This window comes from Burkholderia sp. Tr-20390 (genome assembly GCF_017104595.1).
Taxonomy (GTDB): domain Bacteria; phylum Pseudomonadota; class Gammaproteobacteria; order Burkholderiales; family Burkholderiaceae; genus Burkholderia.
The window spans coordinates 16,721-39,491 of the sequence record NZ_JAAGPC010000081.1 but is presented as its reverse complement, the minus strand read 5'-3'; the positions used below and the strand labels follow the sequence as shown (position 1 = coordinate 39,491).

Below are 22,771 nucleotides of genomic sequence, written 5' to 3'. Positions count from 1 at the left end.
GTCGAACAGGAACACGTGCGCGAGCGCGGCGGCATCGCTGCCGGGCACGGCGCTCCACCACACGCGCAAATCGGGCGCGACGCGCAGCACCGCGAGCAGCGCGATCAACGTGACGAGGCCGAACGCGATCGCGCCGGCCCGGCCCGGCGCCGTGCCCTTCCCCGCCGCCGCGAGGCGCTTGCGCATCGCGAACGTCGTCATACGGCGAGATCCCGATCGAAGACGCCGGCCGCCTGCGGCGCGCCGTCGGTCGTCGGCCCGTAGGCCGGCACGCACATCGGCGCGCCCGTCTGCGGATGCGAAAGCTTCAGCATCTCGACGCCGAACGCCGCGCGCAGCCGCGCCGGATCGAGCATCGCGTCGGGCGTGCCCTGCGCGACGAGGCGGCCCGCGCGCATCAGCACGATTTCATCGCTGTACGCGGCCGCCTGGTTCAGGTCGTGCAATACCCACACGATCGTCAGCCCGCGCGTGCGGTTCAGCGTGCGCAGCGCATCGAGGATGTCGAGCTGGTGATGGATGTCGAGATAGGTCGTCGGTTCGTCGAGCAGCACGATCGGCGCCTGCTGCGCGAGCGCCATCGCGATCCACGCGCGCTGACGCTCGCCACCCGACAGCGCGCCGACGTCACGGTCCGCGTCGCCCGCGAGGCCACTCGTCTCGAGCGCCTCGTCGATCGCCGCGTGATCGGCCCGCGACAGGCCGCGCAGGAAGCCGCCGTATGCATAGCGCCCGTACGCGACGAGTTCGCGCACGGTGAGGCCCGATGGAATCTGGTTGAACTGCGCGAGCATCGTCAGCTCGCGCGCGAGCGCGCGACGGCGAAACGCCGTGAGCGGCTGGCCGTTGACTTCGACATGGCCGGCACGTGCGGGCTGCAGGCCCGCGAGCGTGCGCAGCAGCGTGCTCTTGCCGCAGCCGTTCGGTCCGCACAGCGCGGTTACGCGGCCGGCCGCGATCGACAGGTCCAGCCCGTCGATCACGACATGGTCGCGATACCCTACCGACAGCCCGCGCGCGGCAAGCGCGGCGGTACTACGCGTCATCAATCCTCCGTTCGGCCGCGCGGGACCGTATAACTCTGCGCCATCGCGACGACGACCTTGCGCGGCCCCTCGAACGGGTCGCGCGCATGCGCGGTCAGCATGTTGTCGAGCATCAGCACGTCGCCCGTGCGCCACGGGAACACGATGCGCTGCTGGTCGAGCACGCCGCGGATCTCCGCGAGCGCGTCGGCTTCGAGCGGTTCGCCGTCGCCGTAATACACGTTGCGCGGCACGTTCTCGAGCCCGACCGCGTCGACGAGCGCTTCCTGCATGTCGTCGTCGAGCGCCGACAGATGAAACAGGTTCGCCTGGTTGAACCACACGCGGTCACCCGTGCGCGGATGCCGCGCGACGGCCTGGCAGCGTTCGCGGGTGCGCAGCAGCAGCTCGCCGTCGTCGTCGGTGCGCCATGCGCATTCGATGCCGCGCGCCGCGCACATCCGCTCGACTTCGGCCGGCTCGTCGGTGCCGAACGACTGCTGCCACGGCAGGTCGAGCCCCTGCCCGAAATTGCGCACGTACAGCAGTTCACGCTTCTCGAAACGCGCAATCAGCGCCGGATCGAGCGCGCGATAGACGGCGCGGCTGTCCGCGATCGGCGTCGCACCGCCCTTCGGCGCGGCGAGCGCGCAGTGGAACCAGATCCGCAGCGGCCATTCGCGCGTATACGACTGCTCGTTGTGCAGCGGAATCGCGCGGTGCGGCGGATATTCGGTCGACGTGTAGACCGCGCCCTCGACCTGGCTGCGCGGCGTCGATGCGTATTCATAGCCGATCAGCGGATCGCCGAACGATGCCGCGAACTGCTGGAACACGTCGATCGACGGCACGTGAAAACCCGTGAACAGCACGCCGCCCGCCCGTTCGAGCGTGTCGGCCGCGATCTCGCGCGCCAGCGGCGCGACGTCGTCGATCGATATGCCGTCACTGCCGCGCGGCGACACGACGGTGGGCAGCCCCGGCTCGATACGCAGGTCGTCGAGCGTCGGCAACGAAAGCAGGGTCATGCAACGTCCTCTTCAGGTGGCGCGCCGGAAACCCGGCGCAGCGGGTCACGACGCGCGCGATGCGCGCTCGCCGTCCATCGCGCGGCGCAGGCTCGCGGGGCGCATGTCGGTCCAGACGGTCTCGATGTGCGCGAGACAGTCGGCTTTCGGGCCGCTCACGCCGATCTCGCGCCAGCCGGCCGGCACGGGCCGGAACGTCGGCCAGATCGAATACTGTTCTTCGTCGTTGATGACGACCGTGTAGACGAGGTCGTCGGTGTCGGCGGAAGGCGTCGTGGCTTGCGTCATGATCGGAAATCGCTGAGGCGGTTGAAGGTGGCGAAGCGGCGATTTCGGCCGCTCCTGTCTGATAGACGTTTGGCCGGCGCGGTTTTTTACCGGCGCCGTGCGCGGCCGCCCAGGAACACCGGGCACGCGACGCCGCGATGGCACGCGTCGAGGCATTCCGCGCAGTGGCGTTCCGCGTCGCGCACCATGAAATGCACGAGCGTCTGCGACACGTTCAGCGCGCGCGCCGCGGTCTGCAGCGTTTCCTCGCGCAGTCGCACCATCTCGAACGCCGCACGGCTGCGCGCCGGCAGGTCGTCGAGCGCGGCCCACACGCGCCGCAGCGTGTCGCGCGTCAGCAGCGCGGCTTCCGGCGTCGGCTCGGGCGACGGCACGTCGAAGCCGTCGTCCTCTTCCGTGTGATAGACGTTCTCCAGGCTTTGCCGGCGGCACGCATCGATCGACGCATTGCGCACCATCCGCGTCACGTATGCGACCGGCTGGCGCACCGCGTCCTGGTTCGGGAATTCGACGAGCTTCACGAACACGTCGTGCACGACGTCCTCGGCGCGGCTCGCACAGCCGACGAAGCCGCGCGCGACATTGACGAGCATCGCCCGATGCGAGATCAGCACGTCCAGCAACGCGCCCTGCGCACGGGGCTCCGCGGTGCGGCGCGCACGCGGCGGCCGGTCGGGATAACTGCCGAGGAACGGGTTTGCCGCTGCCGCCGCCGGTCGGTCGAGCACTTCCGCCATCGCCATCGATCTGCTCCGTCAAATTCCGAGATAGCGAAATTTAACGTAAACGCAAATCATTCTCAATACGATTACGAAATGACCCTTTCGGTTGTCAGGATTTGTCTGAACAATCGGCGGAATCGTTGCCGGGGCAGATGGGACGCATGCCGCTGGTGGTGGCAGGCGGCCATCGACGTGTCTGTCCGGCGGATACGGCTGCCGCTGCTTTCACGGGGTTCCGACGAAACGCCTGGGGCGTCGTGTCATGCGCGGTAGCAACTTCTTACCACGTGAAATTTTGAGGGCTCGTACGATCGACGTGCCGTTTCCCCAAGGGAGAACAACATGAAATCCATCGTGTTATCCGCCGTCATGATTGGTGCGCTGTCGAGCGTGATGCTCACCGGATGCGTCGCCTATCCGGGCCCGGCCGAAGTCACGATCGGCTGGCATGGCGATCGTTACTGGGACGGAAATCGCTACTGGGAGCGCCGCGACTGGGAGGCTCAGCATCGCGGCGGCCATGACGACCGCCGCGACGATCGCCGGGACGACCATCGCGACGATCAGCGGCCGCAGTGGTAACGCGCCGCCGCTCCCGTGACCCACTATTCAACGACAGGACCTCAAACATGAAGACGCTACTCAAGACCCTGACCGTCGCGGCGCTCGCCGCCGCCGTACTCGTGCCGGCGATCGCCGAAGCCCATCCGCACCGCGTGTGTCACTTCGAGCATCACCATCACAAGGTTTGCCGCTGGGTGCGGTAAACGACACAAGGCGCCGGGGAACCGGCGCCTTGCTTCATCGCTTTACCTGCATGCGACCGTGATCGCTAGCGTGCGGCCGGGACCAGCCGGCATTGCACTAGCCGCGCCGGGTTGACCGGCTTGCGGCAGACGTCTCGCCGCATCGCGGCGTTCGGCTTTGCCGCCAGCATGCGTGACATCGCCTTCGGCTGCGACGTCCGTACCCGCGATGCGTCCGCACCCGGGCTCGCCGGCCGCAATGCGCGCAGCGTCGCCGCATCGATGTGCACTTGCCAGAATTGCGGCCTCCCCTCAGGATCGTCTTCGCGATAGCCCTGCCCCGTGATGGTCTGCCCGTCAGGGCTCATGCCGATCGCGCTGCTCAGATTCAGCGTGCCGACCGACAGGCCGGCCTCTTCGAGCAATGCAACGAGGCTGCGCATGCCGCTTTGCGGCGTCCAGACGAAGACACGCGTGCCGTCTATCTGCCCGTTGCTCGATGCGCCGATCACGACCCGCCCGTCTGTGCTGATCGACGACGCGTAGCTATTGTTGTCGCCGTCGAGAAAACCGAGCCGCTGGATCGTGTCACCGCCGTTCGTCCATAGCACGGCCTCCGAGTCGACCCATTGCCCATCCGGCGTGACCACCAGGGTGCCGAGCGAGCCGGCGATCGTCCGTCCGTCTTCGGTCACGCCGTTGGCCATATCCATTCTGGCCAAGCCCGCGCTGATCGTCGGCAACAGTCGCTCGCCGGATTTTTCGGTCCACAGGAGTGCACGCATGCCGTACACGCTGTCGACATTGCCGGCGTATCCGGTTGCAGCATTACCGGATGGGGTCATCGCCAGCAGCTGCGCAAGATAGTCGCCCCCTGATGGCAACTCGCGGAAGCCGGTCCGCTGGTCCCACAGGAACCGTGCACTCCATCCGTTTGTCGTCGTGAAGTCACCCGCCATCCTGGAGCCGTCGAGGTTCGCGACTTCGACCATTCCGCCCCGGCCGGCAGTATCCGGAACGAGTTTCTGTGTGCGACCGTCGCCGGGCCATCGCACCGCCCATCGATCGAGGTTGCTGCTGTCCGCCTGGCGCGCGCTGATCGAGCCGCCGATTACCTGCCCATCGGCCGACACCGTATGTGCCTGCGAGTCATAGGCGTTCGCCGGCGCGGCCAGCCGCTGCCAGCCCGTCGCGGCCGACCAAGAGAAGGCCATCGAGCCACCGGGCTGCGCTTCGCTCCAGTAGGAACCAATGATCGTCTTGCCGTCCGCGCTGACGGCATTGCCGTTGTACTGCACGTCGCGCGGCCCGCCCAGGTCTCCAATCACCGTCAGCGAATAACCGCCGGCCGATACCGTCTGCGCGTGAACCGCGCTCATTGCCGACACGGCCAGCACGGCCGCGACGACACTGCGTCTCGGATGCATCCCCTTCTCCTCCGTCCGTACATCAATGAAAATTCAGTGCACGCAGCATGTTGCGCGGCGCACGCCGCTCACACCGCACCACGCTCAATACAGGAAAATCCGGATTGTTGCGGCTGCGTCAAACGGCCCGATCTTCGGTGGTCCGAACGACTTGAGCACCGCATCGAGCATCACGGTCTGATTCGCAACGTTGGCCGCAAACTGCGTGAGCGTGAACTGCTTGTTGAACTCGATCGCCTTGCCCTGACTATCCTCGAGGCCGATCCCGAAATTGCTGTTCGCTGCCGGCACCAGCAAACCGTTCTGTACGGTGCCCTTGGTCGCCTCGAAATAGCCGTCGACGCGAATCGGGATGCTGCATTTCTTCGTCAGCGACAACGAGAACCGCCGGCGCGGCACGGCCGGCAGGAAGCCATTGCCGGACGCCTGCACCTGACCGAAATTGACGATGCCGGGCTCGGGCGTCACCAGCACGTCGACGAGGCACGGTGTCGGCTTCAGGCGCGACAACCCGCTCAGCCGGTACTGAAAACTCGATCGGGCCGCGTTGAGGCCGTATTTGCCGTCGAACTGGAAGACCGCATAGATATCGTTCGGCGGCTGCATCCATTGACCCTTCTTGCGCACCACCACCTGATAGGTAATGCTGAGTGGCACCTTCTCGCAGCGCCCCCATGCAAAGTCCCGGGGCGAACACGGACCCACTTCGGTGGTGGTTTCCACGCGCGCGCCCAGCCCGCTACCCAGGCCGAAATAGTCCCGGCCACCATAGCGAATGCCGATTTCCAGTCCCCATGCGGCGGGATCCTGCATTCTCGGGTTCGCGTAGAAGTAAACCTTCTCGGAAAAGGCCAGTGCGTCCCCGCCGTAGTCCTTGTAGCAGTACCCCGTCGTCGTGCGCGGCGGCGATACCCAGATCACGTACCCGTCCTGCGCGTCCGTCGGATACGATGCGACGCCGCCGATCGGCTCGGTAAGCGAATCCGCGCCGCCGTCGCTCAGGCAGCGCAGCGCCCATGCCGGCTGCACCACCGCGATCAGCATCGCGAGCACGACCCAGCGCAGCCATGCCGCGAGCGGCGACAGGCGTTGTCTTGCGCCCCCGCTCATTTCTTCACGCTCTTGCAAGCCCCTGCCTCACACGCATACTCCACCGCCACCTGGCCGCCGTAGTCGTCCACATGCGTGACGAACAGCGTCGACGGCGTCGCGGCCTTGAACGGCACGTCCGTCCTGCTCATCGGGCTCACCATCACCGGCTCCAGCGGCACGGGCGTCTTCTGCGCCCCCGAAGCCAGGTTGACGATCGTGATGTGATACGGCGTCGGATTGTCGAACACGAGCGTGTGCGCGGCCGAGTCGACCCGCAACGTCATCGGCAGCGTCCAGTCCTCGTCGCGCGCCGGCTGCACGGCCTTCGGGCGGTAGAACAGCTTCATCTGCGTATGCAGCGCGATCTGCAGCGTGTTCGGCGTATCCGTCTTCGGCGGCACTTCGCGGATGTTCAGGTAGAACACCGTTTCGCGATCGGCCGGCAGCTCGGTGCCCGGCAGCTTCGCGATCCGCAGCACGTTGCGCTCGTTCGCCTCGACGCGCTGCAGCGGCGGCACGACCATCAGCGGCGACGTGATCTTGTTGCCCTTCGCGTCCTCGAGCCACGACTGCACGAGATACGGGTACGTCGCGCTCTTGTTGGTGATCGTGACGATCGCGGCCTGTTCGCCTTCGTTGAAGATCACGCGCGTGCGATCGGGCACGATCGCCGCCTGCGCGGCGCCTGCGAACAGCGCGCCGGCGGTCGCGAGCACGCACCATGCGCGCCGCGGAAAGGAAAGGGAGAAGGAATGTTTCATCGCGGGATCCGTGAATTCATCGTTCGACCCGTGCGGCCGCTGCATGCGACTCGCCGGGCGTCTGGCACGTCACCGGAATCGGCGTGCCTTCGAGTTGGAGCTGGTTCGGCAGCGTGTCGATCGTGCAGAGCGTGCGTTCGCCCGCCCGCACCGCCAGCGTGGATTTCGGCTGAACCTGGGTCAGGAACGCCGCACCGCCCTCGCCGACGATGCCGAGTTCCTTGCCGTTCGCCACGTCCTGCACCGATGCACCGAACGGCAGCGGCTTGCCGGCCGGGTCGGTCAGCGTCAGGTACAGGTTGCTGCCGCGCGCGGCGGCAAACTTCACGAAGCCGATCGCGCCGTCGGTCAGCACCATGCGCTGGATCGGGTTCGTCACCTGCACTTCGAGCGGCAGCTTCTCGACGTTGACGGTCGCGTCGTACACGTTGTACGGCGAGATGCCGTCGAGCACCGCATAGCCGCGCGAATCGGTGTGCGAGAGCGTGCCGGACAGCGGCACGTCGGGCACGCCGTCGGTCGACACCAGCAGGCGCGTGTCGCCCGCATTGCCGTTCGCGTGCGCCGACACGCCGTATTGCGTCGCGACGAACGAACCGTCGACTTCGAGCGATGCCGCCGCATACGCATTGGCGAGCGTCGACGCCTGCGCGGTCAGCTGATACGCGGACGAGCGCTGGCGGTAGCTCGCGTTCGCCGATGCACGCCCGTCGGTCGCGCCCGCGTTGATCTGGTAGGTACGGCCGTTCGGATCGTCGTAGATGTAGCCCGCGTTCACGCTCGTGCTGCCGCTGCCCGTCGTCAGGTTCGACGTGACGGTGTGACGGCCGCCGATCGGCAACGTCGCGGTGACCGAGACCTGGTTGCCGCTTGCACCGGCGCTCTGCGTGCGGAACGCCGACACGCTCACGTTCAGGTTGCGCAGCGTGCCGATCGAGAACGCCCGCGTCAGCGTGAGGCCGACGCGCTGTTCGTTCGCGCGTTCCCAGTAGGTCGTCTGGTCGTACGAGAAATAGGTCGAGGTGTCGCCGAAACGCTTCGACAGCGTCGCCGAGTAGCGCTGCTTGCTGTTGGCGAGGCCGTACGCGGTCGGGTCGCCCGAGAACTGCGCGAAGTTCGTGTATTCGCGTTCGGAGAAGCGATAACCGAAGAAGCGCACGTCGGCATCGAGCCCGTCGAAGTGCTTCGAATAGTTGATGCGGTACGAGTTGCCGTTGCGCGTCGCGCCGTTCCACCACAGCTTCGCCCGCGCATGCGTGACGTCGGCCGACAGCGCGCCGAACGCGCCGAAATCGCGGCCCAGGCCGAGCGCGATCGACGTATAACCCGACGCGGCGATGAAGCCGCCGTACGCCGTGACGTCGAACGGCAGACCGTAGGCGATTTCGCCAAAGCCGAAGAACGGCGTGATGCCGGCGCCGCCGAACTGGCGCGGCTTGCCGACGGCGGCCTTGTAGCGCAATTGCCCGGCGCGCGCGAGGAACGGCACGGCGGCCGTCGTCACCTGGAAGCGCTGCACGCTGCCGTCCTCTTCCTCGACCGCGACGTCGAGCGTGCCCTGCACGCTCGTATTGATGTTCTGCAGCGCGAACGCGCCCGGCGACACGCGCGTCACGTACAACACGCGGCCTGCCTGCGACACGGTCACGGTCGCGTTGGTGCGCGCGACACCCGAGATCAGCGGCGCATAGCCGCGCAGCGAAGGCGGCAGCATGCGATCGTCGCTGCGGATCGACGCGCCCGTCAACGCGAACGTGTCGAAGATGTCGGAAGTCAGGTAGTCGTCGCCGAACGTCACCGTCGACTGGATCGACGGCAACGCACGAAATGCATAAAGCCGGCTGAAGCGGAACGTGCGGTCCGCGTAGGCCGTATTGCCCACGTTCGATTGCGCCTGGTAGTCGCCGCGAAAGCGCCATGCCTCCCAGTTCGCGCCCACCGTCCCGTAGGCCTGGATCGAATTCGTCTGGCGACCGTCCGTCCCGAAGTTGCGGTTCGTGTTCGCGATCACGCGATAGTCGAGCATCGCCCCCGGAATCCCTTCGGACCAGCGCGACGGCGGCAGGTAGGTCGAATCGGTGAACTCGAGCGCGGCCTGCGGAATCGTGATCTTGAGCCGCCCGTCGCTTTTGAGGTAGCGCACGGTCGCGCCCTCGATCGCGCCGAGGTCGACGCAACGTCCGCCCTGGAAGCGCGGCAGGTCCTTCAGGAGCGACGGCTTCAGCCCGAACTGCGCGACGAGTTCCGGCGGCACGCACGGCTTGCCCGCCCCTGATGTATCGACGGCGATGAATTCGATCGCCTGCAGCCCGTAGAACAGGTCGTTGACCTGCACGTCGAGCATGTACTCGCCCGGCAGCGTGAAGTCCGCCTGCGAGAACTGCGACAGATCGACGTTGTTCGAGCCGTCGATGTTCAGGAACGACGAATTGAATTCCGTCGCATGGCTCTGGCTGCCGACCACCAGCACGGAGACGCAAAGGAAGGAATGTCTGATTCGCACGCGGCGCTACCGGAAGTCCAGGGAGGGAGAAAAGGAGGAAAAACGAACGAGGAAGGGTGCGCGCACCCTTCCCCGGTACGGCGGCTTACTGGTAGCGAACCGTGAAGTTCGCGACGCCTTCGGCGGTACCCGGCGTCACGCCGGCTGCGGTCGCTTCGTACATCGCAGCGAAGCGCGCGATGTTCGTGCCGTTCTGCAGCACGGTCGGTGCCTTCTGCTCGGCGCCGTTGTCGAGGTATTCACCCGACGCTGCCTGCAGCCGGATACCGACGTTGGTCGCCGAACCGATCGTCGCGAGCAGCTTCGGCTGGCCTGCGCTCGACGTGCCCGTGAACGTGAAGTACGCGTTCTGCGCGACGCTCGTGTCGCAGTCGGTCAGCTTGATGTCGAAGTTGGTCGGCGTGGACTTGTCGCCAGCCTGCTTGAACACGTTGGTCGGCACCTTGCCGAGGTTCACGGTCTGGTTGACCGAACCCGAATCGATGCCGCATGCGCCCGCGACGATCTCGCCCGTGAAGTTGATCGTGCCGGTGCCCGCTGCGAAGGCCGAGGTCGACAGGGCCGCGAGTGCGACAGCGGTCAGGATGGATTTTTTCATGACGTTTCCCGTAAGGACTGCAAATGGAGTAGTTGACGTGGCGGACACAAACGGCAGCGCATGGTGGCTCCCGTCCGACACGAGGCGGCATTATCGAGATAATCGTGAAAGTTTTTTGTAAATCATTGTCAAATGCATCTGACAATGTCCGATTTACCCCTCTAAATCCACACTCTTTCCTGTCGATTTACAATCCTTCAATTTTTATCCGCAGTCCTTTTTTATTTGCGGGAAGTAACTGAAGATTAAGGAAATTTTCGATCGGCAGCCGTAACCACCCTGCTGGCCCTTGCTGGGCAAGGCTCCCGCGAAATCATCGTCGAAAAGGACAAAGCATTGTCCAATGCCGCCATCGTTGCAGAACGACAACGGCAATATCAAATCATTTTCAACAAACAGGAAATTAAACCGCGATTCAATCAATTCAATTTTTTCGCGCAAACGATTGCGACATGAATACAAACGTTTTACTGCGACACTTTGCCACTCTCATTATTTCCAATATATTGATTAATTCGACCGTCAATTCCTGATCGTAACTCACATGCATGAGCGGTCGCCGGAACCCGTCGTCCGGTCCGTATCGCGGCAGCGCAGGAAGGAAAAATGGCCCGCACACGTTTGCGCGGAATCGCGGCACGAGCGGTCGCATGACGAGGGCTGTTCCGCAGCGCGCACGTGCGCGTTCCGGCAGGATGAATACGTCCTGGCCAGCCTGTCAGTGAGGGGGAAGATATCGCCGGAACAGCGGTATGGATCGAAGAAAGCGGCAGCGGCACGTCGAAGCGCACCGCCGCCGTCATGCCGCCCGACGCGTTGTCGCGTCAGGCGACAGGCATCACGCGGATGCCGCGGCCTCCGCCGACGCCGGCGACCAGCCGCCGCCGAGCGCGCGGTACAGCGTGATCGCGTTCGCGAGCCTGAGTTGCTTGAGCCGGATCAGCTCCTGCCCCGACTCGTACGTGCTGCGCTGCGCGTCGAGCAGTTCGAGATACGTCGCGACACCGCCCGCGTAACGGCGCTCGGCCAGCTTCAATCGCGCACCGTCGGCCACATACACGTCCTGCTGCGCGGCAAGCTGGCGATCGATCCAGTCGCGCGCGGCGAATGCGTCGGCCACTTCACGGAACGCGGTCTGCACCGTCTTCTCGTAATCGGCCACCGCGATGTGCTTGCGCGCGTTCGCGACGTCGAGGTTCGCCTGATTGCGGCCGCCCGCGAAGATCGGCAGCGTGAGGCGCGGCGCGAACGTCCACACGCTCGTGCCGCCGGCGAACAGGCTCGAGAACGCATCGCTGACCGAGCCGTAGTCGCTCGTCAGCGTGATGCGCGGGAAGAACGCCGCGCGCGCGGCGCCGATCTGCGCGTTGGCGGCCTTGAGCCGTGCCTCGGCCTGCCGGATGTCCGGCCGCCGTTCGAGCAGCGCACTCGGTGCGCCGGGCGCGACGGGCGCGATCGACAGTGCGTCGAGCGCAGTCGTGTCATCCGGCACGTTGCGCGCGAAATCGCCCGCGAGCAACTGCAGCGCCCGCACGGACTGCGCATGCTCGCGCTCCAGCGCGGCCTGCGACGCGCGCGCGGATGCCACCAGCATCTCGGCCGAGCGCAGCTCGATCGCGTCGCTCGTGCCGGCCGCATAACGGCGCTGCGTGAGCGCGGCCATGCGTTGGCGCGCATCCAGCGTGCGCTGCGCCAGCGCGAGTTGCTCGTGCAGCGAGCGCTCCGATACATACGCGCCGGCCACATCGGCGATCACGCCGATGCGAACCGTGCGTTGCGCGTTGGCCGTCGCGAAATATTCGGCGAGCGCCGCGTCCGACAGGCTGCGCACGCGGCCGAACAGGTCGAGCTCGTACGCGCTGACGCCGACGCCCGCGCGATACAACCCGCTGATCGCGCTTTCGCGCACGACCGGGTCGTACTGGCGGGTACGGTCATAGCCCAGGTTCGCATCGACCGACGGCATCCGGTCCGCACGCTGCACGCCGTACAGCGCGCGCGCTTCCTCGAGGCGGCCGGCCGCGACCCGCAGGTCGCGGTTGTTCGCGAGCGCCGCGTCGATCCACGCCTGCAGCGCGGCATCGGTAAAGTAGCTGCGCCAGTCGTCGAGCAGCGCGGCGTCGGCGGGCGACACCTCGGCCGCCGGTGCGGCACTGCCGTCGACCGGCGTATAAGTCGCCGGCACCGGCGCCGCCGGCCGCTCGTAACGCGGCGCGAGCGTGCAGCCGGCCAGCGCGAGCGCGACGGCCAGCGCAACCTGGGCCCGCAGCGCGGCGCGTGCATTCAGCGCAAACATCATCGAGAACCCTCCATCGTCGCCGGCTGTGCCCCGCCGCGCCGGCGCGGGCCGACGTCGAACAGGCGGCCGACGATCACGAAAAACAGCGGGACGAGGAACACCGCGAGCACGGTCGCCGTGATCACGCCGCCCAGCACGCCGGTGCCGATCGCCATCTGCGCGCCGGACGCGGCGCCCGACGCGAACGCGAGCGGCAGCACGCCGACACCAAACGCGAGCGACGTCATCACGATCGGCCGCAGCCGCAGGCGCGCGGCCTCGAGCGCCGCGTCGACGAGCGACATGCGCTGCGCGACCAGGTCCTTCGCAACTTCGACGATCAGAATGGCGTTCTTCGCGGACAACCCGATCGTCGCGATCAGCCCCACCTTGAAGTAGATGTCGTTCGGCATCATCCGCAGCGTGACGCCGAGCACCGCGCCGATCACGCCGAGCGGCACGACCAGCATCACCGCGAACGGAATCGACCAGCTCTCGTAGAGCGCCGCGAGCGCGAGGAACACGACGAGCACCGACAGCGCGAACAGCATCGGCGCCTGCGCCCCCGACAGCCGCTCCTCGAACGACTGCCCCGACCACGAGAAGCCGGTGCCGGCCGGCAACTTCCCGGCGAGCCGCTCGATCGCGGTCATCGCCTCGCCGCTGCTGTGGCCTGCCGCGGCCGAGCCGTTGATCGTGAACGACGGAAAGCCGTTGTAGCGCGTGAGCTGCGGCGGCCCGAGCGTCCAGCGCAGCGTCGTGAACGCCGCGAGCGGCACCATCTCGCCGTGGGTGTTGCGCACCCGCAGCTTCTTCACGTCGTCCGGGTCGAGCCGGTGCAGCCCGTCGGCCTGCACGACCACGCGCCGCACCTGCGTGCCGTGCATGAAGTCGCCGATATAGTCGGAGCCGAACATCACCGCGAGCGTCGTGTTGATCTCGTCCATCGACACGCCGAGCGCGGACGCCTTCGCGCGATCGATGTCGAGCTTCAGCTGCGGCGCGTCCTGCGTGCCGGCGAACATCAGGTCGGTCAACGCCGGATCCTTGCGGCCCGTCTCGAGCAACTGCTCGCGCGCGGCGCTGAACGTCGCGTAGTCGAGCCCGCCGCGGTTCTGCAGCCGGAAGTCGAAGCCGCTCGTCGAGCCGAGATCGGGGAGCGCCGGCGAGTTCATCGCGAACACCGTCGTGTTCGGCGTGCTCGCGAAGCGCTCGTTGATGCGCGCGACGATCGCCTGCACGTGCGCGTCTTCGTTCTTGCGCTCTTTCCAGTTCTTCAGCGTGACGAAGATCATCCCGCCGTTCGGCCCTTCGCCGTACAGGTTGAAGCCGCCGAGCGCATACGTGAACGCGGTCGGCTCGTCGCGGCGGATGGTCGACTCGACTTCCCGCACGCTCTGCATCGTTTCCGCGAGCGGCGTGCCTTGCGGCCGGATCACCATCACCATGAAGTTGCCCTGGTCCTCGTCCGGCAGGAACGCGGTCGGCAGCTGCGTGAGCATCAGCGCCGCGGCGCCGGTCAGCGCGCCGTACACGACGAGCCAGCGCACCGGCTTCTTCAGCATCTTGCCGACGCGCGTGGCATAGCGTTGCGTCGAGCGCGCGACCAGGCGGTTGAACCAGCCGAAGAAGCCGCGCTTCTCGTGATGGTCGCCCGACACGGGCTTGAGCAGCGTCGCGCACAGCGCGGGCGTCAGCGACAGTGCAAGGAAGGCCGAGAAGCCGATCGACACCGCGAGCGACAGCGCGAACTGCCGGTAGATGTTGCCCACCGCGCCGCCGAAGAACGCCATCGGCAGGAACACCGACGTCAGCACCACGGTGATCCCGATGATCGCGCCGCTGATCTGCTTCATCGCCTTGACGGTCGCGTCGTAAGGCCCGAGCCCCTCCTCGACCATCAGCCGCTCGACGTTCTCGACCACGACGATCGCATCGTCGACGAGGATGCCGATCGCGAGCACCATCCCGAACATCGTCAGCACGTTGATCGAGAAACCGGCCGCATACATCACGCCGAACGTGCCCGCGAGCGCGACCGGCACGACGAGCGTCGGGATCAGCGTCGCACGCAGGTTCTGCATGAACAGGAACATCACGAGGAATACGAGCACGCCGGCCTCGATCAGCGTCGTGACGACCTTGTTCATCGATACGCGCACGAACGACGATGTCTCGTACGGGATCTGGTACTTCACGCCCGGCGGGAAATACGCGGACAGCTCGTCCATCGTCGCGCGCACGCGCTTCTCGGTGGAGACCGCGTTCGAGCCCGGCGCGAGCTTGATGCCCATCCCGGTCGCGACCTTGCCGTTCACGTACGACGGATAGTTGTAGTCGTTGCCGCCGAACTCGATGCGTGCGACGTCGCGCAGGTAAAGCGCGGAGCCGTCCGCCTGCGCGCGCAGCGCGATCGCGCCGAAATCGGCGGGCGTCTTCAGCGGCGCGTCCGCGAACACGGTCGCCGCGATCGGCGCGCTGGCCGGCACCGCGCTGCGCCCGATGTCACCGATCGTCACGCGTGCGTTGTGCGCACGCACGGCCGACGCGATATCCGACGCGGTGAGGCCGTGCCCGGCCATCTTCACCGGGTCGGGCCAGATCCGCATCGCGTACTCGGCACCCCAGAACTGCACCTTGCCGACACCCTCGACGCGGCGCAGCGCCTGCACGACGTTCGCCGACGCATATTCGCCGAGCTGCACGTCGGTCATCCGCCCGTCGTCGGACGTCAGCGACACTACGAGCTGGATGTTGTCGGCGGCTTTCTCGACCTGGATGCCGTCGCGTCGCACGGGTTCCGGCAGCCGCGCCTCGACCGTCTTCAGCCGGTTCTGCACTTCGACGGCCGCGAGATCGGCGTTCACGCCCTGCTTGAACGTCAGGTACAGCGACGCGGCCCCGGCGCTGCTGGTGGCCGACGTGTACATCAGCCCCGGCGCGCCGTTCATTTCGCGCTCGATCAGCGCGGTCACCGATTCCTCGACGACCTGCGCGGATGCGCCCGGGTACGTCGCATAGATGCTGACGACGGGCGGGGCGATGTCCGGGTACTGCGCGACGGGCAGCGCGCGGATCGCGAATGCGCCGCCCAGCATGATGAAAATTGCGATCACCCACGCGAAGACGGGGCGATCGATGAAGAAACGTGCCATGGTGGTGTGGTGTTGACCAGTCAGGTTTGACGGGCGACCGCCCGCGAAGCGGCCGCGGCCGGCGCCGCCTTCGACGGCGGCGCCTGCTCGACGGGCTTGACGGCCGTGTCGGGCGCGAACTGCGCGGCGTTGTCGACGATCACGCGCTCGCCGCCCGCGAGGCCGCGCGTGATGCGCCAGTCATGGCCGCTCATCTGGTCGGCCGTGACCTCGACGTCCTTGACCTTGCCGTTCGTGCCGACGACCCGCACCGACGTGCGGTCGGCCGTGCGCAGCAGCGCATCGCGCGGCACGAGGATCGCGCGCTGGTCGACCGCCGTGTCGAGCGCGATCCGCACATACGCGCCCGGCAGCAGCTCGCGCTCCGGATTCGGGAACAGCGCGCGCATCGCGACGGTGTCGGTGGTCGGATCGACCGCGAGGTCGCTGAACAGCAGCTTGCCCTTCAGCGGATACGCGGTGCCGTCGGCGCGCAGCAGCGTCACCGCGATGTCGTGCTGCGCGATGCCCGTCGCCCGCCCGCTCTTCACCGCGCGGCGCAGCGCGTCGACGTCGGCGGCCGGCTGCGAGAAGTTCACGTAGATCGGATCGAGCTGCTCGACGGTCGTGAGCGGCGTCGCCTGGTCCTGGCCGACGAGCGCGCCTTCGGTCACGAGCGCGCGCCGAGCGCGGCCCGCGATCGGCGCGGTGACGGTCGCATAGTCGAGCTGCAACTGCGCCCGCGCGAGTTCCGCCTTCGCGGACGCGACGTCGGCCTTCGCCTGCGTGTCGGCCGCGACGGCCTCGGTGTGGTCGCGTTCGCTCACCGCGCGGTCGCGCACGAGGTCGTCGTAACGGCGGCGCTTGTCGCTCGCCGCGAGCGCGGCGGCCTGCGCCTTCGCGAGCGCGCCCTGCGCGGCGTCGCGCGCGGCCTTCAGCGGTGCGGGATCGATGCGGAACAGCACCGCGCCCTGCTTCACTTCCTGGCCTTCCTCGTAAGTGCGCGCGGTCACGATGCCCGCGACCCGCGCACGCACTTCCGCCTGCCGGTACGCGTCGAGCCGGCCCGGCAATTCGACGGTCATCGGCACGGCCGTCGGGCGCACCGTCACGACCGTCGCCTGTTTCGCGGCCTCCGGCGCGGCGTCCTTGTCGCCCTTTCCACATCCGGCCAGGGCCAGCACGGCCGCCAGCGCGAACGGCGCCAGTCGGTGGCGCAACAGGGAGCGATTGTTATTCATGTGTGACCTCGGATCGTTCGCCACCGATAAAATGCGGCGGCTCAGGGTGGCCGATTATAATCAGTCACGACTGATTAAATACATGCCGCTTCAATCTGACCGCCACACTGTCTCAATAAAACGACAGCGAACTGTAAGGAATTTCAGGACATGGCCCGCAAGACCCGCGAAGAATCGCTCGCCATCAAGCACCGGATCCTCGACGCCGCCGAGCTCGTGCTGCTCGAGAAAGGCGTGGCGCAAACCGCGATGGCGGACCTCGCCGAGGCCGCCGGGATGTCGCGGGGCGCCGTCTATGGCCATTACCGCAACAAGATGGAAGTGTGTCTCGCGATGTGCGACCGCGCGTTCGCGCGCACGTCGGAAGGCTTCGACGCCGGCGAAGGGCTGCCGCCGCTCGCCACGCTGCGGCGCGCCGCGTCGCACTATCTGCAGGAATGCGGCGAGCCGGGCCCGATGCAGCGCGTGCTCGTGATCCTCTATACGAAGTGCGAGCAGAGCGAAGAGAACGGCGCGCTGCAGCGGCGCCGCATGCTGCTCGAATTGCAGATGCTGCGGATCACGAAGGCGCTGCTGCGCCGCGCGATCGCGGCCGGCGAAGTCGCCGCCGATCTCGACGTGCACCTGGCCGCCGTCTATCTCGTGTCGCTGCTCGAAGGCGTGTTCGCGTCGATGATCTGGACCAACCGGCTGCGCGGCAACCTGTGGAACGACGCCGAGGCCATGCTCGACGCCGGCTTCGACACCGTGCGCACGTCCGCCGCGCTGCGAAGCCGCGCGCACAAATTGCCGGACTGACGGAATTTGTCGTAATAAATGCTGATTTAACCCGATTTCCCGCACTGCGAAACGAATGAGCTGACCCCCTTTAAAATTTTTAACGTTTCGCGGAACATCGGTAGACTGACGCTGTCATCTTTCTTTAGCGTCTTCGTGATAACCGGGTACGACCCGGCATGCACGCCGCCGTTCGAAGCGGGTCCGCCCCGCGCGTTGGGTCGAACGGAAACGATACAGGCCCCTGGCGGGGCCTGTTTTGTTGCACGCCCGCCGCCCGCCCCGTCGCTGCCCGACGGATGTGCCGCCGGTGGACCCTGCCCACACCCCCTTTGAACCGCTTTCCTGGATGTGGACACCTTGGTCAAGTCTGCCGCTACCCCTGATGCTTTCGCGCCCGGCCGCGCGCAGCGCATTGCGCGCGCGCTCGTGCCGGCCGCCGTGCTCGGCGCCCTCGCCGCACTCGGCCTCGCCGCGCTGCCGGCCGTGTCGCAACTGCCGGGCGCCGTCGATTCGGGCACGGCCGCGCTGCCGCAGCGCGTGCTGTCCGACACGCCGTTTCCCACCGCCCAGCATTTCGTGACGAGCGAGCTCGCCCGCACGATCGGCGAGCGCAACGATGCCGGCGAACGCAACGACCGCAGCCAGCAGCCGGGGCTGTTCGCGCCGCTCAGCGCGCACCGCAACGAGATGCTCGGCTACGCGAACCTGTTCCAGTTCGCGGCCCCTGAAAACCAGCACGGGATGCGCGCGGGCGATATCGAGCTCACGCTGTCCGATACGCTGAACCGCCTCGACGTGCCGCCCGAGGTGCGCATCCAGCTCGGCGATCTCGTCAGCGGCAAGGTCGCGATGCGGGCGAGCGCGCAGCGCGGCGACTACTACCGCGTCGCATTCGATACGAGCGACGGCACGCCGCGCCTCACCGCGCTCGAACTGCGCATCGCCGGCCGCACGTTCGGCGCGATCTGGTTCCGCGCGCCGGGCGCCGAGCACGGCGCGTACTACGCGCTCGACGGCTCGCCGCTCGAAGCCGCCGCCTTCACGATGCCGGTCAAGTGGACACGCATCAGCTCGTTCTTCGGCGAACGCATTCACCCGCTGTCGCAGGCGATGGCGTTCCACACGGGCGTCGATCTCGCCGCGCCGAGCGGCACGCCCGTCGATGCGGCGGCCGACGGCGTCGTCTCGTTCGTCGGCACCGATCCGGGCGGCTACGGCCGCTACGTGATCGTCGATCATGCCGATGGTTACTCGACCTACTACGCGCACCTGTCCGCGTTCGCGCATGGCCTCAAGACGGGCGAGACCGTGAAGCAGGGCCAGCGCATCGGCTCGGTCGGGATGACGGGCGCCGCGACGGGCCCGCACCTGCATTTCGAGGTGCGCGTCGCCAACAATCCGGTCGATCCGCTCGTCACGCTCGCGAGCGCGCAGACGGCGCTGTCCGACATGCAGCTCACCGCCTTCCGCCAGGAAGCGGCGCAATGGCGCTTCCGTCTCGCCTCGATTCGTACGGCGCCGTTCGCGTTCGCGCAGAACGACGGGCCGCTGTGGGGCGATTTCGCGACCGACTCATCGACGCTGCGCGCCGTCTTCAATACGCATTACTCGGCATCGTGATGCACGTGCTGCGCGCCGTTGCTCGACTGGCAGCGGCGCGCGGCAGGCTCTCAACCTTCCTTGCCCCTGCGCGCCGGGCCTGACCTGCCTGACGCGTGTCCGCTGCACGAATTCAACGACACGCCATCTTCGGCCATTCGAAACGGCCGCGGCATGCCGCTACCGCGCGGGTTCCGTATACTCGGCCGCCGCGTGCGCCGCACGTTCCGCGCGCGGGCGCCGCGACAACAGCCAGCGGGCCGCGCCGTCGAGCGACGTGCACAGCACCAGATAGATCAGCGCGACGAACAGGAAGATCGGCGCCGGATACACCATCAGCCGGTTGTTCACCTGCGTCGCGACGAACGACAGCTCCGGCACGCCGACGATATACGCGAGCGACGTGTCCTTCACGAGCGCGACCCACTGGTTGACGAACGACGGCGTCATGATCCGGATCGCCTGCGGCAGCAGCACGTAGCGCACCGTCTGCCAGCGCGTGAGCCCGAGCGACAGCCCGGCCTGCCATTGCCCGTCGCCGGCCGCGACGATGCCCGCATGCACCGCGTGCGCGAGATACGCGCCGCCGATCAGCGCGAGCGCGCACACCACCGTCGCGAGCCCCGGCACGTCCATGTGCAGCAGCATGGGCATCAGGAAGTAGGTCCAGAAAATCAGCATCAGCACCGGAATCGCGCGGAAGAAGCCGATGAACGCGAGCAGCAGCACGCGCACGGGGCCGCGCGCGAGCGCCATCGCAACGCCGAGCGCGATGCCGAGCACGGCCGACGCGACGGCCGACGCGATCGCGAGCAGCAGCGACAGCGCGGCGCCGCCGAGCGGCCCTTCCGGGAAGGCGCCGACGAGCAGGTACGGCAGATTGGCGAACAGCAGCGAAAGATCCATCGTCAACGCCCCGCTCCCAGCCGGTCGCGCCATTGCGTGGCGGCATACGCGCCCGCTTCGATCGCGGCCACCGCCGCGACATACAGTACGGTTGCCACGCCGAACGCGGCGAAGGTCTTGAACGTGTCGGTCTCGACCTGCCGCGATGCATACGACAGCTCGGCCACGCCGATCGCCATCGCGAGCGACGAGTTCTTCACGAGATTCATGTATTGGCCGAACAGCGGCGGCAACGCGATACGCACCGCCTGCGGCAGCACCACGTAACGCAGCGACTGCATCGGCGTGAGGCCGAGCGCGGCCGCCGCATCGTGCTGCGCGCGCCGCACGCCGCGCAGGCCGGCTTCGCACTCCTCGGCAACGAACGCGGCTGTATAGGCGCTCAGCCCGACCCAGCCCGCGACGAATTCGAACGACGGCCACGCAAGCGTGAACGGGCCGATGCTCAACGCATGACGCGCGTTCAGCCACGTGATCCATGGTTCGGGCAGCAGCGACGCGACACCGAAATACCAGAACAGCAACTGCACGAGCAGCGGCGTGTTGCGGAACGTGACGACGTACGCGGCCGCCATCGTGCGCGGCGCCGTGCCGCGCGCATGGCGCATGACCGCGAGCAACAGCCCGCCGGCGGTCGCGACGACGGCCGACGCGGCCGCGAGGCCGAGCGTCAGCAGGAAGCCCTGCCAGAGCCAAGACAGGTATTTGGGAGCCAACCCGAGCATGCTGTGTTGCGGGCGCGAAGCGCGCGATCGGAAGAAAACGAAAAGCGCCGCGCGGCCGATGCTTTGGCCAGTCGCGGCGCGCGTGCGACGCGGATCAGGTCTTGTCGCCGATCCGGAAGATGCGCGTGAGCGGCGTCTTCGTCGTCGGCCCGAACCATGCGTCGTAAATCTGCACGGCGCGGCCGTTCGCCTCGAGCCCCTTCAGCGTGTCGTTGACGAAGCCGAGCAGGCGCGTCTCGCCCTTCGGCACGCCGACGCCCATGTAGTCGTTCGAGATCGTGAACGCCGGGATCTCGTAGTTCTGCTTGTCCGGCACGTTCGCGAGCAGCCCGATCAGCTTCGGGCCGTCCTGCGTGATGGCCTGCACGTTGCCGGCGCGCAGCGCGGCGAACGCGAACGGCGTGTCGTCGTACGCGACGATCGTCGCCTTCGGGAATTTCTCGCGCAGCGTGATCTCGTTGGTCGTGCCCTTGTCGGCGCCGACGCGCAGCGCGTTCAGCTGGTCGGCCGATTTCAGCACGCCCTTCTTCGCGAGAAACTGCTGGCCCGACGAGAAATACGGAATGCTGAAATCGACCTGCTTCGCGCGCTCTTCGGTAATCGTGAAGTTCGCGAGCACGAGATCGACCTTGCCGGACGTCAGGAACGGAATGCGGTTCGCCGGGTTGGTCGGCTGGAGCTGCAGCTTCACGCCGAGCTTGTCGGCGAGTGCCTTCGCATAGTCGACGTCGAGGCCGACGATGTGATTGCTTTTGCCGTCGACATAGCCGAACGGCGGGTTGCTGTCGAACGTCGCGACGCGCAGCACACCGGCCTTCTTGATGTCGTCGAGACGGTCCGCATGCGCGACGGTGCCTGCGGTGATGAGCGCGGCTCCGACGAGCCACGTAGCGAGCGTGTGGAATTTCATGAGCACGACCTGATTTGTTATGAAGGCCGCCGCGGATCGCGCGGCGGCCCGGTTCGAAGAACATCGCGACGGATGTGTGTCGTCGCGAAGCCGCTAACGTATCAGCGCGTGCGGAAAATCCGAACCAACAAATGGTGCTTTGCTCAGCGGGTTTCGTGATGAGCCGCGCGGGCCGCGGGCACGGCATGGCACCGCGCGCGGCCCGCCGCGCCCCGCTTCCCGCGCATCACTCGGCGAGCGCGGTCGCCGCCTCGTCGATCAGCGCGGCGACCGCCACCGGTTTCGACGCGAGCGACGCATGGCTCGCATCGAGCGTGATGACGTTGCGCGCGTCCATCCGCGCCGACATCCGCTGCTGGTTTTCCGGCGCGATCATCCGGTCTTCGCTCGAGATCTGGTACCACGACGGTTTCACGCGCCATGCGGGCGCGTGGATGGTATCCGCGAAGGTGCTCGCCACCGGCGCCTTCTGCGTGACGGCCATCACGAGTGCTTCATCTGACGAAAGGTCCTGGCAGAAGCTCTCGTGGAATTTGTCGGGCTTGATCCACAGATAGCCGTCGCTGTCGGGGGCGAGGTTCGGCGCGGCCGCCGGCAGGTGTTCCTGCGTGATCCCGCCGGGGCTTTCGCCGGCGTCGGGCGCAAATGCGGCAATGAACACGAGGCCCGCGACGTTCGCCAGGTTGCCGGCCTCGCTGATCACCGCACCGCCGTACGAATGGCCGACCAGCAGCACGGGGCCCGCCTGCTGCGCGATCATCCTGCGCGTGCGTTCGGCGTCGTCGGCAAGCGAAGTCAGCGGCAATTCGACCGCATGCAGCGACGCATGGCCCTTGCGCGCGAGTTCGACGATCACTTTTGCCCAGTGCGCGGCGCCGCCCCAGAAGCCGTGCACGAGCACGATCGTGGGTTTGCTCATCATGACTCTCCTTGACGTGGCATGTCATCGAACCGTCACCGGCCCGGCCGATCCGGACCGACGCGCGGACATGCAGCAACCAGCATAGG

Annotated in this window: 21 protein-coding genes; 4 read left to right on the top strand and 17 right to left on the bottom strand. The window is 67.1% G+C overall.

Annotated features, from left to right (window positions below; translation table 11 throughout):
* From G3N98_RS21865 to G3N98_RS21845, 5 genes are all read right to left on the bottom strand, one after another.
* The coding region (locus G3N98_RS21865) for a hypothetical protein (RefSeq protein ID WP_206149201.1) at positions 1–201 on the bottom strand (201 nt) is incomplete at its 3' end.
* Positions 198–1,046: an ABC transporter ATP-binding protein gene (locus tag G3N98_RS21860; protein ID WP_206149200.1), complete on the bottom strand. Its 849-nt coding sequence runs from the start codon at positions 1,044–1,046 to the stop codon at positions 198–200. The genes G3N98_RS21865 and G3N98_RS21860, both read right to left, overlap by 4 nt.
* Complete coding sequence (locus G3N98_RS21855) at positions 1,046–2,053, bottom strand: TauD/TfdA family dioxygenase (protein ID WP_206149199.1); 1,008 nt, start codon at positions 2,051–2,053, stop codon at positions 1,046–1,048. Before G3N98_RS21855 ends, G3N98_RS21860 begins: the two co-directional genes overlap by 1 nt.
* 45 nt (positions 2,054–2,098) lie before the next feature.
* Positions 2,099–2,341, bottom strand: coding sequence for an MbtH family NRPS accessory protein (locus tag G3N98_RS21850; RefSeq protein WP_011351933.1), 243 nt, complete (start codon positions 2,339–2,341; stop codon positions 2,099–2,101).
* 86 nt (positions 2,342–2,427) lie between these two features.
* Complete coding sequence (locus G3N98_RS21845) at positions 2,428–3,084, bottom strand: RNA polymerase factor sigma-70 (protein WP_089425379.1); 657 nt, start codon at positions 3,082–3,084, stop codon at positions 2,428–2,430.
* A gap of 321 nt (positions 3,085–3,405) precedes the next feature.
* Here G3N98_RS21845 and G3N98_RS21840 point away from each other — a divergent pair, with 321 nt between their 5' ends.
* Both G3N98_RS21840 and G3N98_RS21835 read left to right on the top strand, forming a co-directional pair.
* Positions 3,406–3,645, top strand: a complete 240-nt coding sequence (locus tag G3N98_RS21840; protein ID WP_071334430.1) for a hypothetical protein — start codon at positions 3,406–3,408, stop codon at positions 3,643–3,645.
* Positions 3,646–3,692: 47 nt separating this feature from the next.
* Positions 3,693–3,830, top strand: coding sequence for an HHHH-motif protein (locus G3N98_RS21835; RefSeq protein ID WP_163008971.1), 138 nt, complete (start codon positions 3,693–3,695; stop codon positions 3,828–3,830).
* A 65-nt stretch (positions 3,831–3,895) separates the two neighbouring features.
* Here the strand turns inward: G3N98_RS21835 and G3N98_RS21830 are convergent, their stop codons facing one another.
* The 8 genes from G3N98_RS21830 to G3N98_RS21795 form a co-directional block, all read right to left on the bottom strand.
* Positions 3,896–5,236 carry a calcium-binding protein gene (locus G3N98_RS21830; RefSeq protein ID WP_206149198.1) on the bottom strand — a complete coding sequence of 447 codons (1,341 nt, stop codon included), beginning with the start codon at positions 5,234–5,236 and terminating at the stop codon, positions 3,896–3,898.
* Positions 5,237–5,320: 84 nt separating this feature from the next.
* Positions 5,321–6,346 carry a fimbrial protein gene (locus G3N98_RS21825; protein WP_089425377.1) on the bottom strand — a complete coding sequence of 342 codons (1,026 nt, stop codon included), beginning with the start codon at positions 6,344–6,346 and terminating at the stop codon, positions 5,321–5,323.
* Positions 6,343–7,089, bottom strand: a complete 747-nt coding sequence (locus G3N98_RS21820) for a molecular chaperone (RefSeq protein ID WP_089425920.1) — start codon at positions 7,087–7,089, stop codon at positions 6,343–6,345. Before G3N98_RS21820 ends, G3N98_RS21825 begins: the two co-directional genes overlap by 4 nt.
* A 16-nt stretch (positions 7,090–7,105) precedes the next feature.
* Positions 7,106–9,559: a fimbria/pilus outer membrane usher protein gene (locus G3N98_RS21815; RefSeq protein WP_206149203.1), complete on the bottom strand. Its 2,454-nt coding sequence runs from the start codon at positions 9,557–9,559 to the stop codon at positions 7,106–7,108.
* A 118-nt stretch (positions 9,560–9,677) separates the two neighbouring features.
* Positions 9,678–10,190 (bottom strand): fimbrial protein, encoded by a 513-nt coding sequence (locus G3N98_RS21810; protein WP_089425375.1) that lies wholly within the window; start codon positions 10,188–10,190, stop codon positions 9,678–9,680.
* 838 nt (positions 10,191–11,028) lie between these two features.
* Complete coding sequence (locus tag G3N98_RS21805) at positions 11,029–12,486, bottom strand: efflux transporter outer membrane subunit (protein WP_206149202.1); 1,458 nt, start codon at positions 12,484–12,486, stop codon at positions 11,029–11,031.
* Positions 12,486–15,623: a multidrug efflux RND transporter permease subunit gene (locus G3N98_RS21800; RefSeq protein ID WP_206149197.1), complete on the bottom strand. Its 3,138-nt coding sequence runs from the start codon at positions 15,621–15,623 to the stop codon at positions 12,486–12,488. Before G3N98_RS21800 ends, G3N98_RS21805 begins: the two co-directional genes overlap by 1 nt.
* Positions 15,624–15,643: 20 nt before the next feature.
* A complete protein-coding gene (locus G3N98_RS21795; RefSeq protein ID WP_206149196.1) occupies positions 15,644–16,843 on the bottom strand; it encodes a MexX/AxyX family multidrug efflux RND transporter periplasmic adaptor subunit in 1,200 nt (399 codons plus the stop codon).
* 150 nt (positions 16,844–16,993) lie between these two features.
* On the opposite strand from G3N98_RS21795, the gene G3N98_RS21790 reads away from it, so the two are divergent.
* Together G3N98_RS21790 and G3N98_RS21785 are read left to right on the top strand one after the other, a co-directional pair.
* Positions 16,994–17,641: a TetR family transcriptional regulator gene (locus G3N98_RS21790; protein WP_089425370.1), complete on the top strand. Its 648-nt coding sequence runs from the start codon at positions 16,994–16,996 to the stop codon at positions 17,639–17,641.
* Positions 17,642–17,980: 339 nt separating this feature from the next.
* On the top strand, positions 17,981–19,243 hold the full coding sequence (locus tag G3N98_RS21785) for a M23 family metallopeptidase (protein ID WP_206149195.1): 1,263 nt from the start codon (positions 17,981–17,983) through the stop codon (positions 19,241–19,243).
* A gap of 159 nt (positions 19,244–19,402) precedes the next feature.
* Here G3N98_RS21785 and G3N98_RS21780 read toward each other — a convergent pair whose 3' ends face one another.
* The 4 genes from G3N98_RS21780 to G3N98_RS21765 form a co-directional block, all read right to left on the bottom strand.
* Positions 19,403–20,128 carry an amino acid ABC transporter permease gene (locus G3N98_RS21780; RefSeq protein ID WP_089456601.1) on the bottom strand — a complete coding sequence of 242 codons (726 nt, stop codon included), beginning with the start codon at positions 20,126–20,128 and terminating at the stop codon, positions 19,403–19,405.
* Positions 20,129–20,130: 2 nt separating this feature from the next.
* Entirely contained in the window at positions 20,131–20,853 is a 723-nt protein-coding gene (locus tag G3N98_RS21775; protein WP_206149194.1) for an amino acid ABC transporter permease, read from the bottom strand.
* A 94-nt stretch (positions 20,854–20,947) separates the two neighbouring features.
* Positions 20,948–21,763: an ABC transporter substrate-binding protein gene (locus G3N98_RS21770; protein ID WP_089425367.1), complete on the bottom strand. Its 816-nt coding sequence runs from the start codon at positions 21,761–21,763 to the stop codon at positions 20,948–20,950.
* A 226-nt stretch (positions 21,764–21,989) separates the two neighbouring features.
* A complete protein-coding gene (locus G3N98_RS21765; RefSeq protein WP_206149193.1) occupies positions 21,990–22,685 on the bottom strand; it encodes an alpha/beta hydrolase in 696 nt (231 codons plus the stop codon).
* Between the last annotated feature and the right edge of the window lie 86 nt (positions 22,686–22,771).

Coding starts and splice junctions, on each gene's coding strand:
- G3N98_RS21850 (WP_011351933.1), bottom strand. CDS start 2,341: ATGACGCAAGCCACGACGCCTTCCGCCGACACCGACGACCTCGTCTAC.
- G3N98_RS21790 (WP_089425370.1), top strand. CDS start 16,994: ATGGCCCGCAAGACCCGCGAAGAATCGCTCGCCATCAAGCACCGGATC.
- G3N98_RS21780 (WP_089456601.1), bottom strand. CDS start 20,128: ATGGATCTTTCGCTGCTGTTCGCCAATCTGCCGTACCTGCTCGTCGGC.
- G3N98_RS21820 (WP_089425920.1), bottom strand. CDS start 7,089: ATGAAACATTCCTTCTCCCTTTCCTTTCCGCGGCGCGCATGGTGCGTG.
- G3N98_RS21840 (WP_071334430.1), top strand. CDS start 3,406: ATGAAATCCATCGTGTTATCCGCCGTCATGATTGGTGCGCTGTCGAGC.
- G3N98_RS21765 (WP_206149193.1), bottom strand. CDS start 22,685: ATGATGAGCAAACCCACGATCGTGCTCGTGCACGGCTTCTGGGGCGGC.
- G3N98_RS21770 (WP_089425367.1), bottom strand. CDS start 21,763: ATGAAATTCCACACGCTCGCTACGTGGCTCGTCGGAGCCGCGCTCATC.
- G3N98_RS21805 (WP_206149202.1), bottom strand. CDS start 12,486: ATGTTTGCGCTGAATGCACGCGCCGCGCTGCGGGCCCAGGTTGCGCTG.
- G3N98_RS21800 (WP_206149197.1), bottom strand. CDS start 15,623: ATGGCACGTTTCTTCATCGATCGCCCCGTCTTCGCGTGGGTGATCGCA.
- G3N98_RS21825 (WP_089425377.1), bottom strand. CDS start 6,346: ATGAGCGGGGGCGCAAGACAACGCCTGTCGCCGCTCGCGGCATGGCTG.
- G3N98_RS21860 (WP_206149200.1), bottom strand. CDS start 1,046: ATGACGCGTAGTACCGCCGCGCTTGCCGCGCGCGGGCTGTCGGTAGGG.
- G3N98_RS21830 (WP_206149198.1), bottom strand. CDS start 5,236: ATGCATCCGAGACGCAGTGTCGTCGCGGCCGTGCTGGCCGTGTCGGCA.
- G3N98_RS21795 (WP_206149196.1), bottom strand. CDS start 16,843: ATGAATAACAATCGCTCCCTGTTGCGCCACCGACTGGCGCCGTTCGCG.
- G3N98_RS21845 (WP_089425379.1), bottom strand. CDS start 3,084: ATGGCGATGGCGGAAGTGCTCGACCGACCGGCGGCGGCAGCGGCAAAC.
- G3N98_RS21855 (WP_206149199.1), bottom strand. CDS start 2,053: ATGACCCTGCTTTCGTTGCCGACGCTCGACGACCTGCGTATCGAGCCG.
- G3N98_RS21775 (WP_206149194.1), bottom strand. CDS start 20,853: ATGCTCGGGTTGGCTCCCAAATACCTGTCTTGGCTCTGGCAGGGCTTC.
- G3N98_RS21810 (WP_089425375.1), bottom strand. CDS start 10,190: ATGAAAAAATCCATCCTGACCGCTGTCGCACTCGCGGCCCTGTCGACC.
- G3N98_RS21835 (WP_163008971.1), top strand. CDS start 3,693: ATGAAGACGCTACTCAAGACCCTGACCGTCGCGGCGCTCGCCGCCGCC.